Source organism: Pelagibacterium halotolerans B2, assembly GCF_000230555.1.
GTDB classification, from domain to species: domain Bacteria; phylum Pseudomonadota; class Alphaproteobacteria; order Rhizobiales; family Devosiaceae; genus Pelagibacterium; species Pelagibacterium halotolerans.
This window is the reverse complement of sequence record NC_016078.1, coordinates 3589737-3603509: the sequence shown is the minus strand read 5'-3', so window position 1 is coordinate 3603509 and position 13773 is coordinate 3589737. Positions and strand designations below refer to the sequence as shown.

General features: G+C 60.4%; 9 protein-coding genes. 5 read left to right on the top strand and 4 right to left on the bottom strand.

The genetic code is table 11. The features are described from left to right. Positions 1–192: 192 nt before the first annotated feature. The 4 genes from KKY_RS17710 to KKY_RS17695 are packed head-to-tail and all read left to right on the top strand — an operon-like array spanning position 193 to position 4696. Positions 193–816, top strand: a complete 624-nt coding sequence (locus KKY_RS17710; RefSeq protein WP_083824193.1) for a type IV toxin-antitoxin system AbiEi family antitoxin domain-containing protein — start codon at positions 193–195, stop codon at positions 814–816. After that, positions 806–1717 (top strand): nucleotidyl transferase AbiEii/AbiGii toxin family protein, encoded by a 912-nt coding sequence (locus KKY_RS17705; protein WP_041528879.1) that lies wholly within the window; start codon positions 806–808, stop codon positions 1715–1717. The genes KKY_RS17710 and KKY_RS17705 overlap by 11 nt, the downstream gene beginning before the upstream one ends. After that, a complete protein-coding gene (locus KKY_RS17700; protein WP_014132757.1) occupies positions 1714–3144 on the top strand; it encodes a toll/interleukin-1 receptor domain-containing protein in 1431 nt (476 codons plus the stop codon). Before KKY_RS17705 ends, KKY_RS17700 begins: the two co-directional genes overlap by 4 nt. A 22-nt stretch (positions 3145–3166) precedes the next feature. Beyond that, positions 3167–4696, top strand: a complete 1530-nt coding sequence (locus tag KKY_RS17695) for an argonaute/piwi family protein (protein ID WP_014132756.1) — start codon at positions 3167–3169, stop codon at positions 4694–4696. A gap of 68 nt (positions 4697–4764) precedes the next feature. Here KKY_RS17695 and KKY_RS17690 read toward each other — a convergent pair whose 3' ends face one another. From KKY_RS17690 to KKY_RS17675, 4 genes are all read right to left on the bottom strand, one after another. Next, complete coding sequence (locus KKY_RS17690) at positions 4765–6513, bottom strand: UvrD-helicase domain-containing protein (protein WP_014132755.1); 1749 nt, start codon at positions 6511–6513, stop codon at positions 4765–4767. Next, on the bottom strand, positions 6510–8330 hold the full coding sequence (locus KKY_RS17685; RefSeq protein ID WP_041528877.1) for an ATP-dependent nuclease: 1821 nt from the start codon (positions 8328–8330) through the stop codon (positions 6510–6512). Before KKY_RS17685 ends, KKY_RS17690 begins: the two co-directional genes overlap by 4 nt. Before the next feature lie 68 nt (positions 8331–8398). Beyond that, positions 8399–11107 (bottom strand): AAA family ATPase, encoded by a 2709-nt coding sequence (locus KKY_RS17680; protein WP_014132753.1) that lies wholly within the window; start codon positions 11105–11107, stop codon positions 8399–8401. Beyond that, positions 11104–12246, bottom strand: coding sequence for a metallophosphoesterase family protein (locus KKY_RS17675; protein WP_050811755.1), 1143 nt, complete (start codon positions 12244–12246; stop codon positions 11104–11106). Before KKY_RS17675 ends, KKY_RS17680 begins: the two co-directional genes overlap by 4 nt. Before the next feature lie 291 nt (positions 12247–12537). Here KKY_RS17675 and KKY_RS17670 point away from each other — a divergent pair, with 291 nt between their 5' ends. Further along, positions 12538–13734, top strand: coding sequence for a hypothetical protein (locus KKY_RS17670; RefSeq protein WP_014132751.1), 1197 nt, complete (start codon positions 12538–12540; stop codon positions 13732–13734). Positions 13735–13773 lie beyond the last annotated feature (39 nt).

Genomic DNA, 13773 nt, shown 5'->3' with positions numbered 1-13773 from the left:
CTATCCGTCCATCGTCGTTGGCAAATCTCACCTTAGCGGATTCTTTTGGGGCGTGATAGAACCTCTGCACTTCTGGGTTTTTTGCAAGCTTTAGTCACACGGCTACGCAATGGCGAAGCGCGAGGGGAATCGGATTGAGATCCCAAGAATTATGTGATAAAACCTCTGCACTTATTGGCGAGAGCAGAGCAAATGTCACCACCCTCCGCGTCTCAACGCAAAACCGCTTGCGCCCTCCTGAGCGAGAAGGGCCTTGTCCGCATGCGTGAGTTTCGCGACGCGGGCGTAGGGGCCGAGACTGTTGCGCGCCTGGTTCGAGACGGCGCAGTCGAACGCGTGGCACGCGGCCTTTATCAGCTTTCAGGTGCCATGCCCGATCCGCAGCACAACTTCGCCGAAGCCTCGGCCCTTGTGCCAAAGGGCGTGATCTGCCTGACCTCCGCGCTGCAGTACCATGACATGACCCTGCAGATGCCATCTGCCGTTTGGATGGCCATCGACCGCACCGGCTGGAAGCCAAAGGTCGAATATCCCCCGATCCGGTTCGTGCGGTTTGGAACCAAGGCCATGTCTGAAGGCATCAAGCGCCATCAAATTGACGGGGTCGCTGTCCCGATCTTCGAACCCGCCAAGACGATCGTCGACTGCTTCCGTTACCGCAACAAGATTGGTCTCGACATCGCCCTTGAAAGCCTGCGCGAGGGACTTCGGGCCAAACGCGTGACGCCAGACCAGCTGTGGAAATTCGCGCGCTCCGCTCGCGTCTGGACGGTTATGCGCCCCTATGTTGAAGCCATGGTGGCCGATGGCGCGTAAAGTTAACAATATAGGCGCATCCGTGCGCGCCCGCCTGCTCGCCCGCGCGCGTGCCGAAAATCTGGACTTCCAGATTTTGCTGACGCGCTACGCCTTGGAACGGCTGCTCTATCGCCTCAGCATCTCGGACCGGCGAAACGATTTCATCTTGAAGGGCGCGATGCTCTTCGCCGTATGGCGAGACGATCCCTTCCGCCCCACGCGCGACCTTGATCTGCTGGGCCACGGCGACCCCGAACCCGCTGCAATCGCCGAGAGCATGCGGTCAATCTGTTCAGCCATCGTACCCGACGACGGCGTTATTTTCGATATCGATGGAATCGAAGCCACCCCCATCCGCGACGAGGCCGAATACGCCGGCGTACGTGTGAGAACCAGCGCAACAATCGCTGGCGCGCGCGTTCCCATCCAGATTGATGTCGGCTTCGGTGACGCAATCACACCCGCCGCGCTTGAGATCGAGTACCCCAGCCTGCTGGACGCCCCGGCACCGATGCTGCGCGCCTACCCGCCTGAAACGGTCATCGCCGAGAAGACTGAAGCGATCGTCTCGCTCGGTGTTGCCAACAGCCGAATGAAGGATTTTTACGACCTCTGGATGGTTTCGCAGACCTTCGCTTTCGAAGGCAAGGCTCTCACGGACGCCGTCCAGAAAACCTTCGAGCGACGTCGGACACCCTGGCCCGAGCAATTGCCCACCGGTCTCAGCGATGCCTTTGCCAGCGAGAAGGACGCCCAGTGGCGAGCATTCCTAGCGCGTGATCGGCTGGCAGCTGCGCCTGCTTCCCTCATCGACGTCGCCGACAATCTGCGGGCGTTCCTGGGACCGGTATTGGCGCGAGAAGAGCTGGCATCCTGGCCCGCAAGCGGACCTTGGATGTATCTGGAGGCTGCCGAATGACGCCACCGCCAAATACAGAGCCGGAAGCGAAGGATGCGCCGCGTGAGGCCATCTTCATCAGCCACGCCGCTCCCGAAGACAACGCGTTCACAATCTGGCTTGGCGCCAAACTTGCCGCCATGGGCTACGAGGTCTGGGCCGACGTGCTCCGCCTGAAAGGTGGTGACGACTGGCAGCGTAAGCTCGAAGACGCGCTTCGCCACCGTGCCTGCAAGATGTTGCTGGTCGCCAATCCCCGCGCCGTCGACAAGCAGGGTGTTCGCAACGAAATCCAGATCGCCTCCGAGGTCGCGCGCAAGGTTGGCGACAACGCCTTCATCATTCCGCTGCGCATGGAACCCTTCGAGGCGCCGTTCCTGATTGCCCATGCGCAGTATATTGACTTCACACGCGGCTGGGCGCGCGGCCTCTCGGAACTGCTGGAGACCCTGCAGGAAACCTATCATGTTACCCGCAACGCGAGCGGCGGCGACGCGATCTGGCGCGAAGTCCAGCTTATTCACGGCAAGACTCTTGTCTCCCAACCCGAACGCCTGATCTCAAACTGGCTCTCGATCGAGCAATTGCCGGAGAAGATCCGCTACTACGAATTCAAAGGCCAAGTGTCCGAACGTCGAGCCCAGGCGGCGATGAAAGACGCCCCATGGCCACTGCGGCCATTCCAACGGGGCTTTCTTTCCTTCACACGCATCCATGACCTGCAGGACCACTTTGGGCCGAACCTTCCGATTGGTCAGAAGGCACAGCGTCGCGTCGCCGGCTTCCTAGACACCGGTTGGGACAAGATCGGGATCGAACGACTCGACGCCCGCAATCAGTTCAGCGATCTGGCTCGCCAAGCGTTTGAAAAATTATTCACCGAGCGCGGCCTTCGTTCCTACGAATTGTCCGGCACCCAACTGGCTTGGTGGGGGCCCGTCGACGTCGTGCCGACGACAAAGATTGCCTTTCGTTGGGGCGATGTCGCTGGTCTCCGGCAAATACAAGGGATGTCGGTCAAGCGGCAAATGAACTGGCATTTCGCCGTGAGCGTCGCCGCACGCTCAGCGCCACAGCACCATGTTCGGATCGTCAACCGCCTCGTCTTCACTGAGGATGGCCACAAGCCATTTGACGACCCCGCCAAGATGCATCGGCTCCGCCGCTCCTTTGCCAAGACATGGCGCAATGCCCGTTGGCGGGACATGCTGCTCGCCTTCCTGCACTGGCTTGCCGACGGAAAAGATTCGCTCTCCGTGCCGGTCAGCTCCGAAGAAGGGATTGTGCTCGGCCTGCCGCCGATTTCCTGGCAGGTGCCGGTCAGTCTTCCGGTCGAGGAGGAAGCTCCCGAACCCGATGACGACGATCCCAGCAACGATGACGAACCGGATGAATCCAGTAGCCAAGGTGGCGATGGGGGCTCCGAGGAGGCAGGCGATGACGACTAGGCCGCGATCCTTCAAGCCTCAGATGCTCTATCTGGAAGAACCTCAGCTTGAGTTCCGCCACGGTCAGCACCTCGTCTATCCCCGCGACGGCCTCTACCTCTATGGACCCGTCGGCGAGACAAAAGAACTGCCGACGATCCGATACGGCGTGATTGGCACGCCGGATGGCGTAGGTCGCTTCAAAGCCTGGGCACAATCCATGGCAGGATTTATAGATATCCCACCGCCTGGGCCGCGTTCGCGCGCTGTCGAACCACAGCATGTTCCATTTCCGGGCTTCGCCGCGGCTTTCCATGCTGACTGGCCCGTTGAACCGCCCTACATCATTGACAGCCTTGATCCCGACGAGATCGAACAAACGCTCAGGATCGCCAATCGTCATGAGGCGGTGCGCAACACTGTCGACATGTTCGTGTCGCGCCTCGTCGCTGAGAACAATCGCCTCGAAAGCGCACCGCAATTCTGGTTCGTCGTCATTCCCGAAAAGGTCTACGAACTCGGCAGACCGAAATCGACGGTTAGACGTGACGATCGCGTTGCGGGCGAAGTGACGATCTCCCAGCGTCGTGCAAAGGAGCTGCAGCGCCAACCGACCTTGTTTGGCGAGGACGAGCGCGAAGCCGAAGTCTATCAATATGCGACCCATTTCCGCCGGCAACTAAAGGCACGGCTCCTCAAAGAGCGGATTGTCACGCAGATCGTTCGTGAAACGACGCTGGCGCCCGGCGATTTCCGTCGCGAGAGCGGCATGCCGATCAGACGCGTCGAGGATCCTGCGACTATCGCCTGGAAAATGGGAACGGGCGCCTACTACAAGGCTGGCGGGAAGCCTTGGCAGTTGGCCGATGTTCGACCGGGCGTCTGTTATGTCGGACTGGTCTACAAACGCAGCGAACTAACAAGCGACAAGCGTCATGCCTGCTGCGCAGCCCAAATGTTTCTCGCTGACGGGGAAGGCGTGGTCTTCCGCGGCGCGCTCGGCCCTTGGTTCCAAACCGATACGAAGCAGTTCCACCTTGATAAGGATGCCGCCAGGAACCTTATCAAGATGGTGGTGGGCGAATACACCCGCCTGCACGATGGCCCACCAACCGAACTCTTCATCCACGCGAAGTCCGCCTTTACCGACAACGAATGGCGCGGTTTTTCGTCCGCCTGCGGGGATGAGACCAACCTCGTCGGTGTGCAGATTGCCGAGGCTCGTGATGACCTGAAGCTCTATCGTCCTGGAGAGTATCCCGTCATTCGCGGCACGGCGCTGCAGATCGGTGAACGTCACGCACTTCTGTGGACCTCGGGCTATGTGCCACGGCTGGACACCTATATGGGGCCTGAGACCCCGAACCCGATTTCGGTTCGCGTTCTTCGCGGCGAGTGCCCACTGACGACGGTCCTCGCCGACGTGCTCGGGCTCACGAAGATCAACTTCAATTCGTGCCTTCACAATGACCGGTTACCGGTGACGATCCGTTTCGCCAACGCGGTCGGAGATGTCCTCATTTCCGCCCCGATGGATGGCGAGCCGAAGCTGCCGTTCAAATTCTACATCTAGAACAAGTGAGGAAAATCCGTCTTTTCGACTGCCATTTTACTCCACGTGCCTAACACAAGCTCGCAATCCTATAGTTCAAGGACTTCCACTAACGCTCCTTGGGCATTCAAATGGGTAGCCAGTCGTTGAGATTGGCTCCGGGGTGCGGCGATCACAAGTAACTCTTCCGCACGCGAAGCCGCGACATAAAGCTTGCGGGCATCTTCGGCTTTATCTGCGGGCTCCCCGGTATCCAGGTAGTCGAGTATGCTTTTGAGAGTAGAGGCTGTGGTCACGACACAGACGGCGGGAAACTCCATACCTTTAACCGCATGTATTGTGCGTGGCATCGCCGTCGCCGCCGGAACGGCCGCAAGCACGGTGGAAACCGCGTTGTTCCATTTAAGCCTTTGAGACAGCGACGGCCCGTCGTTCAAGGTCAGTTGCCGGGAGAGCAATTCCTTGGTAGCGGCATGCCACGCTTTGGCATCGGCATGTTTTGAAGGGTCGAAGCGCAGCGCCCGCAGGAGAAACAGGACCTGGGGACGCCAGCTCGCCTGTTCGATCTCGTTGTCGGCAAGATATTGCCGGTAGGAGAGATCACCCAGGCGTCCCTCTAGCTCCAGCAGGATGTGGTGCATCTGGTCGATCGCCGTCTTCATATCGTTGAAGCCGGCCGCAAAATGAAAATCCGTCACGGCCTGGGCGAGGCGCACGGACCGGTCCCGTCTTTTGCTCGGACGCGGCTGTCCTGCAGCGGCGGCGCCGCTGGCTTTGGTCGCGGCAATGACCGGAGACTCGGCAAGGTCGATCTCCGCTTGTGTCACCTGTTCACAAAAGGTCGTCCCGATCGCCGCCGGAACGGCGGCGCCGGGATAGGACAGGATGAGAACCGGTGTGGCGTCGTCCTTGTGGCGACCGAGCGGTTCATCCGGTGCGGAACGCGATGCGAGTGGGCGTAACTGCGCCGTGGTCTTGCATATATTGGGCGCCGACCGGAAGTTTCCGGTCAGAGCTTTGCGGCCCTCTTCGTCAAAGGTCTCGGCAAACGCAAAAAGCTGGTCTGTAACACCACCGCGAAATTCATAGATCGATTGGTGCGGGTCGCATACGACTTTCACCGGCAGTCCCGAATCCCGCAGCCATGCAATGATATGCAGATCGTCAGGATTACAGTCTTGCGCTTCGTCTACGATGACTTCGCTGAACCGGGCCGCCAGGGCGGCCGAAATGCGGGGCGCGGCCGCCGCGTCTCTAAGCCGTTCGAGCGCAACGCCCCGCGCCTCATCAAACCCTAGTTGTCCGCGCGTCCGCAAACCGGCGCGGATACTCGCCGCCGCTGTGACATAGGCCTGGATCTGCTGGTTGGACTTTTGGGAAAGGTCGAATCCGCGCTGTTTCGCTGCCTGCGCGAATATTGTCCCGGTAACCGGACAAAAGCAGGATAGCGGCAAGGGATGGGCGCCGTTGAAGGGCGTCACGGCAAGGTCTGCGATATCGGCGATCAGGCGCGGCCGAACATCGCAATTCGAAATGCCGAAGGGCGCGACAAGAAACTGCCAGACGAAACTGTCAAACGTGCCGATGAAGCTCGGAAACACGGGCGAAGGCAGTATCCCTTCTTCCCGGAGCCGTGTTTCCAGCTCGAAAACGGCACCCTGCGTAAATGACAGGAACGCCACGCCCCGGCCCGCCGGCATGTCAGCGAACAAGCGCCGCGCGCGTTCAGTCATAACCCGCGTCTTGCCGGCGCCAGGACATGCCGTCACAAAGGCGGAACCGTCATGATCGATAATTTCCTGTTGTTCCCGGGTGGGCTGAAAGGCTTGCGGTCTCATTTCACAAGCGCCTCGATCGCCTGCCGAATGTAATCTGGCACGACAAAAGACGGGCTGGCAGCCTTCTCCGCTAGAAGCTGCGCAAAATCTCCCTTGGGCGTTGTCTTAAAGAGGTCCTGTATCGCACGGGCCCGGTCGTCGCCCGTCTTCGCCACAGCCTCGTTCCACTTGTCTTCCGATTGCGGATGCAAACCCAGGTACACGGCCTTCAGACAGTCTGCATTGCCTGCTGCCACGAGTTCGGTTTCGAGCGAATAGGTGTTTGTGAAGACGTCCAACACCGCGCCGGCGCCTCTTTCGGCGGCCAGTGCGTCGAGCGCGGATTTGCGATTGCCGCCGGGAAGCGGTTTGTCGGCGGTAACGGTCTGCTTATCGCCGTCCGTAATAATCACAAGACGATCGGCAATACGAACATCGTTAAAGGGCGATAGCAGCGCTTTCGCATACGGGCTGAAATCCACGCCGTCTATCGGGACGAAGACGGCTGACCGGAATGTGCGAAAGGCCGAGGGGATATCTTTCAGGACATGGTGTTTGGCGATGACCGGCAGCAACAATGCCTCGGCAATACCTTCAACCAAGAGGACCCGTCCACCGAAGAGCAGGGCGGATTTGGTCACATCAAGATAGCGGTCGATTTTGCGGCGTTCCGGATCGCTCAAATCAAGCTTGGAAAGCGGAATGCAGCGAGACTGCGCACGCGGCGCAACCACCGCGTGCGGCGTTTCCGAATGTTCGGTTTGTTCGCTCCCCTGTTGCGCCGTTCCTTCGTTCTTTCCGCTGATGGGCGCAACCGACCGCACGAATACCAGATTCTTGCTTGGGACCCAGGCCGACAAATTCGGCGAGTGCGTAGCGACAACAACCTGTAGATGGCCCGCCGGCGCGTTTTGGTCTTCCTTCGGTTTGAGCGACTGCGCGGCCCGCTCTTCAAGAAAATTCAATACTGCTGCCTGGAGCTGGGGATGAAGATGGGCTTCGGGCTCTTCGACAAGAAATAAGGTGAGTTCGGCATTGTCGGTCTTTTCCAGCTCGACCGCGATCGTCGCCATGTAGAGAAGATTGGCAAAGCCGTGCCCGGAGTATTGAAGGTCCTCCGGGGCGATGCCGTGATCGGCGAGTTTGAATCGCAGGTCGCGGGCAATATCGATCAGCTTTTCGTCCGTATTGAAGCCGAGGCTGGCGCTTTGCCGCCTGACTCCTGTGGTCAGAATGTCGAGACCACCGGCCACGGCGAGGTCCACGTCTTTAAGAAGCTGATCGTCACTGGTGCGGGCCAGTTTTCCGGCAATCTCGTCGGGATCGCGGTCGCCGAGAAAGTGGTTCAGCAACGCATGGATACGGGTCGGATTGCCTGACGCGAGAGCACGTTTGGCGTCGCGCAAGGGCGGCAGATAGACATGCCTGATCATTTCATGGGCGCCGGATTCCGGCGGCGTTTTGAAGCGGCCTGCCCACAGGTTGGGGCGAATATGTGATTGTTTGCCGGTGGCCTCATATGTGAGGCCGAAGCAGGCCGCGTTCAGCGTATCGTCGGTTGCTGCCGAGATGAGGCGTCCCTGCTGCGGCGGTGTCAGGTCCTCAAAGATTGCCTGAATGCTGAACGCTCGGGTCGCGGTCCCAAAGCGTATGTCTGTCTGTTCGCAATAGAGTTCCCGGCGCCCGCTCAATGGCGTCGAAACAAGACGGATGGCGTCAATAAGATTACTCTTGCCGCCGTTGTTTTCACCAACGAGCACCGTCAAGCTGCGCTCAAACGTAACCTGCTCTTCGGCGAATGAACGAAAATTTGTGAGTTGAAGTTGGCTTAAGTGCATATCCCCCGCCAGGCCATCCTATTGTTATAATTCCTTATATCTGGTCGTGCTCGGCGATCCTTTTGTCATCATGCCGATACCAGTTCCTCCGCGCTCCCGGCTTGTAGTGAGAGCTGCCGACCACCCAGTTCCTCGAAGAGCTGCTCGCGGCATGTGAAGATGACGACCTGAACGTTGCGCGCGGCCATGTTCAGTATGTCGAACATCCGGTTCATGCGGTGGTCGTCGGAGAACACGAGCGCATCATCCAGTATGACGGTTGCCGGATGGCCCTGTTCGACCAACATTTCGGCAAAAGCGAGCCGAATCAGAACCGCGATCTGCTCCTGGGTCCCCATACTTAGATGATGGAAGGCTTCCTCGTATCCGGCCTCCCTGGTGACGCCGACGATACGCAAGTCTTCGTCGATTGTGATTTCGGCGCCCGGAAAAAGGAGCTGCAAATACGGCCGCACGCGGTTGAGCACGGGAGACAGGTAACGCTCCTTCGCCTCCTGTTCGGCAGCCCGCAGGGTGGTCAGCAACAAGTTTAATACCTGGACTTCCCGGTCGGCGCGGTGGCGCTCGTCCGTCGCGCGTTCCAGCTCACGGGCTTTTTGTTCAATGGCCTCGTCCAAACCGGCACCTTCGAGGACTTCGATATGAGAACGCAGGCCGGCGATGGTTTCCTTGAGGTTGCCACGTTTTTCACGGCGATCCCTTAACGCCTGTTCGAGACGGCCGATGCGGGCTTCGAGTTGAGGAAGGGTTTCGTCCGTGCGCTGATCCTTGAGACTGGCAATGGCATCTTCCTGGTCTGACACTGCCTTTTCGGCGGCGTCGATCGCGGCTTGCAGGGCGGTGTCCGCCTGATTTTCTTCGGCGGCCGCCAACTCTGCGCGCCGCTTTTCCAACCGGACGCCGCTGTCGTCATATCGCGTTCTGACGGTTCCGAGTTGAGTCTGAAGTGCGCCCAACGCATCTTCGGGACCGCCGAGGGCTGCCCTGGCCATGTCCACGGCGCTTCGGGCCTCTTCGGCCTGTTCAAGGGCGGCGCGCAGCGCCGTGTCGGCCTCCTGCTTTGCGGGAAGCGTATCAATTTCAAGATCGGCGAGATCGCGCGTCAGGATGAGTTGCAAACTCTCTATATAACCCGCCAGCGCCTCGGCCCCGGCGTCGTGATCGTCCGTGGCCGGCGCATGCAGCACGGCTTCCTGACGGGCGAGTTCTCCATCCTGCACCAGCTTCTGCCGTCTCCTGTGCTGCTCTTCGGCGTCATCGACAGTTTTCACGCCCCCGGTCTGCAAGGCGGTCTCAAGAGCGGTTCTCGCTTCGCGTTGCTGATCGCGCAGCTTGTCCCGGTCCTTGACCGCCGGTTCGACCGTGATGCGGCCCTGGCCGGGTATCGTAATCGTCGTCGGACCGATTGCCTGAACGGGCGGGTCATCGATGGCCACCTTGCGGCCATCAACTTCAATTCCCGACAAGGCATCGGCTGCCATATCGAACGTAATGCGCGTGGCGGCGGCGCTTAGGCGGCTGTCGATGGTCTCGAGAGCTTTCGCGGCATCGCGGATTTCCGTCAGGGTTTCGTCTGTGACAAGAATGGCGGCAGCCTCTTGCCGGGCCTTGCGTTGCCGTTCTTCCGCCGCCGCCGCTTTTTCGTGCCGTCCTTCGAGCTCACGAATGCGACCCTTGCGTTCGACGGCTGCCAATATACGCCGCTGATGGGATACCGCGTCATCTGCCGTGGTAACGCCGGCCTCGGCTTCACGGACCGCGGTCCGCAACTGGTCGAGCCGCGCACGGGCCTCTTTTTCCCGGCCACGTACATCATCTAGCCCCTTGCGGGCCGTTTCCACGGCCTCCTCTTCGTCAGCAATAGCCTGTCTTAACGCGGTGCGCGCGACCAGGGCCTGGTTGGCCTGCTCAAGATTGCGCTGTTTCAGAGCAAGATCGCTGTCCGCTGCGGCGATACGCGCTTCCAGTTCCGCCAAATGACCGTGGCGCTTCCGGGCATCCGCCAGTTCCGTCTCATCGGCTTCGTCGCGATCGCCGGTGGACAGGCGCGCCAGCGTCTCCTGCGCTTGCTCAAGCTGATCGAGTGTTCTGGACAGCTCTTCGCGGCGGCCCTGTAAATCCGCAAGATCGGTTTGCAGAGTTTCGATGTTGTCGATCAGTTCCTTGTACGCGCCGCGCGGCTTGCCGCCGCCCGTGACCAGTTCGCCAAGCTGCTTTTCGATGGCCTGCGGAAGCGCCCGGCCGCGACGGCCGCCGAGGACCGTGCCAACCTCGGATTCCAAGGCACTATGCAGATTAGCTCTAGCGCTTTGCGGCAGGTCGAGCGCACCGAACGAGTGGCCCTGTTGAACCCACAGCACATTCCACATGCCAAGCGTTTCGGCTTTGGCGCCAGTTTTTCCCGGCTCATCGAACCCCAGCAAATCGCGCAGGACATCTTCGGCAGCATCGCCTTCCAGCGTTCGCCCATCGGGGCACGACAATCGGGCATAGGGCTTTTTGACGAAGCGTTTCGTTATGCGGTACACGCCGTCATCCAGCTCAAAGGCAAGCTCGACAACCGGCCCGGCCTGGTTGCGATCGTTCTGCAACGCCGTAATCGGCTGAGCCTTCGAGCTGTATTTCTCAAACAGCGCCGCCCGGAGCGCTTCAAGCAGCGTCGATTTACCCATCTCATTGGGACCGACGATGACATTCAGCCCGTCCGCAATGCCATCGAGCCGCACCGGGCTGGTGAACTTCTTGAACTGATTCAGCGCAAGCGACCGCAGTTTCATTGGCGGCCCGCCTGGAGCTTCATGTGCTCGATATAAAGACGCTGCAACGCCTCGGCGGCAATGGCCCGTTCGTCGTCGCTGCCTTCCTCGGATTTGCGTTTCAGCTCTTCCGCCGCCGCACGGACGAAGCCGCCGCGATCGATCCGGTCAAGGTCCTCCGCCGTCGGGTGCGGGAACAGGCGCCGGTCATCAACGCGCATGAAACAGAACGCGGCTGATACGCCATCCACCACTTCGTTCTCGAAATATTGGCGGTCATCAAGCGACACGGCGCCTTCAATCGCCAAACGGATGAGCACGCGATCCAGGTCAGCGGCGACCGTCCGCAGCGTTCCAGCGAGGCGGTCTATGTCCTCGCGGCTGTTGATCTGCTCCGATTGCGTGAGCCATTCGTAGTGGCCGGTCGGCAGCGGTGTGACTTCCGGTGCGCGCTCATGAGCGTCGATTTCCACCAGCAGCGCCTGGCCGCCACCGGTCACATCGAAGGCATCGGTCTCCGGTGTACCGCTGTACCAGCAGCGCTCGTTGATCTTCTTTTGTCCATGCCAGTCGCCCATTGCAAGATATGACAGGCCGGCACGGGCCGGGCGGTCTGGCGCAATGAAGTTGGGAACGTCGCGATCCTCCGATCCGAAGCCGGTCACCGTGCCGTGGGCAATCCCGACACGGAACAGCCCGTCCCGCAACGCCACATCGTCCATATAGGCCGTCGGATCATCAAGCCGCCGGCGGTGATAGAGAGGGGCCGGAAGGATCGACAGCGAGTCTTCTTCAAAGGTGACAGGCCCCGGCTCCGTATAGACATGGACGTTCGCGGGAAGCCCCTTGCGCAGGAGTTGATCCCAAAGTCCGTTGGGGCGATGCGGGTCGTGATTGCCGGGTAGTAGGTGCCAATGCGTATCGGGGAAGTTGCGCATCCGCTCCAGCGGCTGGTTAAGCGAACGCGGAGACAGGGCTTCCATATCGTAGACGTCGCCGGCAACTAGCACATGTTGAACACCGTATTCGTTCGCCAACTCGCCGATCTTGCTGACAGCGCGCAAGCGAGCTTCTTGGAGGAGGCCCATAGTAGCAGGATCTACGAAACGAAATACCTTGCCGATTTGCCAGTCTGATGTGTGTATTACGCGCATAGCCATTTGGTGATCTTCTTAAAATAACTTCGTCTCAAGCCAAGGTTCAAAATAAGTCAAACCGGCATCGCCAAGCATACCTGACACACTGACTCTACACATTTACGGTTTTCCTGAACATGCGGAAGGGGAAAGGTTTCCCTCTGCGGACGAGCCTGTAGTCTCGGCCGCCCCCTCCGAGCGGTGAAATTCCCCCGTACCCCACCCCCAGAGAGCAAGAGTTCGGCGGCTTTCGCCGTGACGGGTTTGGAGGTCGAGAGAGAGGCTCCCGGCCGGCCCGCCCACGGAGATTGACCCATGACCAACCTTGAAACCCTGGAGGGCCGGCGCGACGCAAGTGGCGGCTACAAAGTCGATGTAGCGCGCGGAGAGCGGATCGGCCGCGTCTCCTCGGAATGGTTTTCGCGGCCGGACGACGAGCGCTACCTGTCCCTGTCTGAGCTCTACGCCTCTGTGAAAACCCGCGCCGAGCGCAGCCGCACGCGGATGGTCGAGAGTGCAGCGATCCGCGTCGAGGCCCATCGCGACGGTCCGGAAACCCTGGCGCTCGTCCTACCCGACGCCGAGGCCCCGGTTGCGCCGACCCATTGGAGCTTCGGCCAACTCGCCAGCCTGGTCAGCGCGCCGGCGGCCTATCTACGCCAGCTTCCGGCGCCGCTCGCCGGCATTAATTTACAGTACGGGCTCACCTCGCACCGCGCCGATCAGATCAAGACGCTGGAGACCGAGGACGGGCGCACGGAACTGCGCGCCGTCACCGGCCCGGACTATGGTCGCATCTACGACCACGAGCTCGTCACCGCCGTGCAGAAGATCGCAGGCAACGGCACCGGCGATACGCGCTGGAAGGTGCCCGGCACGCTCGACTGGTCGAGCGGTGTCTACAACCCGATAGTCGACATCACCAAGGACACGACGACGCTCTACGCCTCGGATCGCGACGTCTTCCTCTTCCTGGTCGACGATATGAATCCGATCGAGGCGGGCAAGCTGCCCGACGGATCGCCGGATCTCTATTTCCGGGGCTTTTATTGCTGGAATTCCGAAGTCGGCGCCAAGACGCTCGGCATCGCCAGCTTCTATCTGCGGGCCGTCTGCCAGAATCGCAATCTCTGGGGCGTTGAGGATTTTCAGGAAATCAGCATCCGCCATTCCAAATACGCCGCCAATCGCTTCGCGCGCGAGGCGGCGCCGGCGCTGACCCGCTTCGCCGACTCCTCGCCGCGGCCTTTCATTGAAGGCATCCGGGCTGCGCGCGAGCGCATCGTCGCCCGCAGCGACGACGATCGCACCGACTTCCTCCGCAAACGCGGTTTCTCCAAGGCGGAGACGGCCAGGATCATCGAGACGGTCCTTGTCGAGGAAGGCCGCCCGCCAGAGTCCGTGTTCGACTTCGTGCAGGGTATCACTGCCGTCGCCCGCTCGAAACCACAGCAGGACGCCCGGCTCGATATGGAGGGCAAGGCGAAGAAGCTTCTGGAGCGCGCGGCGTAGCTGCAACTGGCGTTCTGTCTTTCCGGTCCGTCGCTTCCT

Bases quoted from the DNA above. Each gene is read 5' to 3' on its own strand.
- KKY_RS17710 (WP_083824193.1), top strand. From the start codon at position 193: ATGTCACCACCCTCCGCGTCTCAACGCAAAACCGCTTGCGCCCTCCTG.
- KKY_RS17705 (WP_041528879.1), top strand. From the start codon at position 806: ATGGCGCGTAAAGTTAACAATATAGGCGCATCCGTGCGCGCCCGCCTG.
- KKY_RS17700 (WP_014132757.1), top strand. From the start codon at position 1,714: ATGACGCCACCGCCAAATACAGAGCCGGAAGCGAAGGATGCGCCGCGT.
- KKY_RS17695 (WP_014132756.1), top strand. From the start codon at position 3,167: ATGCTCTATCTGGAAGAACCTCAGCTTGAGTTCCGCCACGGTCAGCAC.
- KKY_RS17690 (WP_014132755.1), bottom strand. From the start codon at position 6,513: ATGAGACCGCAAGCCTTTCAGCCCACCCGGGAACAACAGGAAATTATC.
- KKY_RS17685 (WP_041528877.1), bottom strand. From the start codon at position 8,330: ATGCACTTAAGCCAACTTCAACTCACAAATTTTCGTTCATTCGCCGAA.
- KKY_RS17680 (WP_014132753.1), bottom strand. From the start codon at position 11,107: ATGAAACTGCGGTCGCTTGCGCTGAATCAGTTCAAGAAGTTCACCAGC.
- KKY_RS17675 (WP_050811755.1), bottom strand. From the start codon at position 12,246: ATGGCTATGCGCGTAATACACACATCAGACTGGCAAATCGGCAAGGTA.
- KKY_RS17670 (WP_014132751.1), top strand. From the start codon at position 12,538: ATGACCAACCTTGAAACCCTGGAGGGCCGGCGCGACGCAAGTGGCGGC.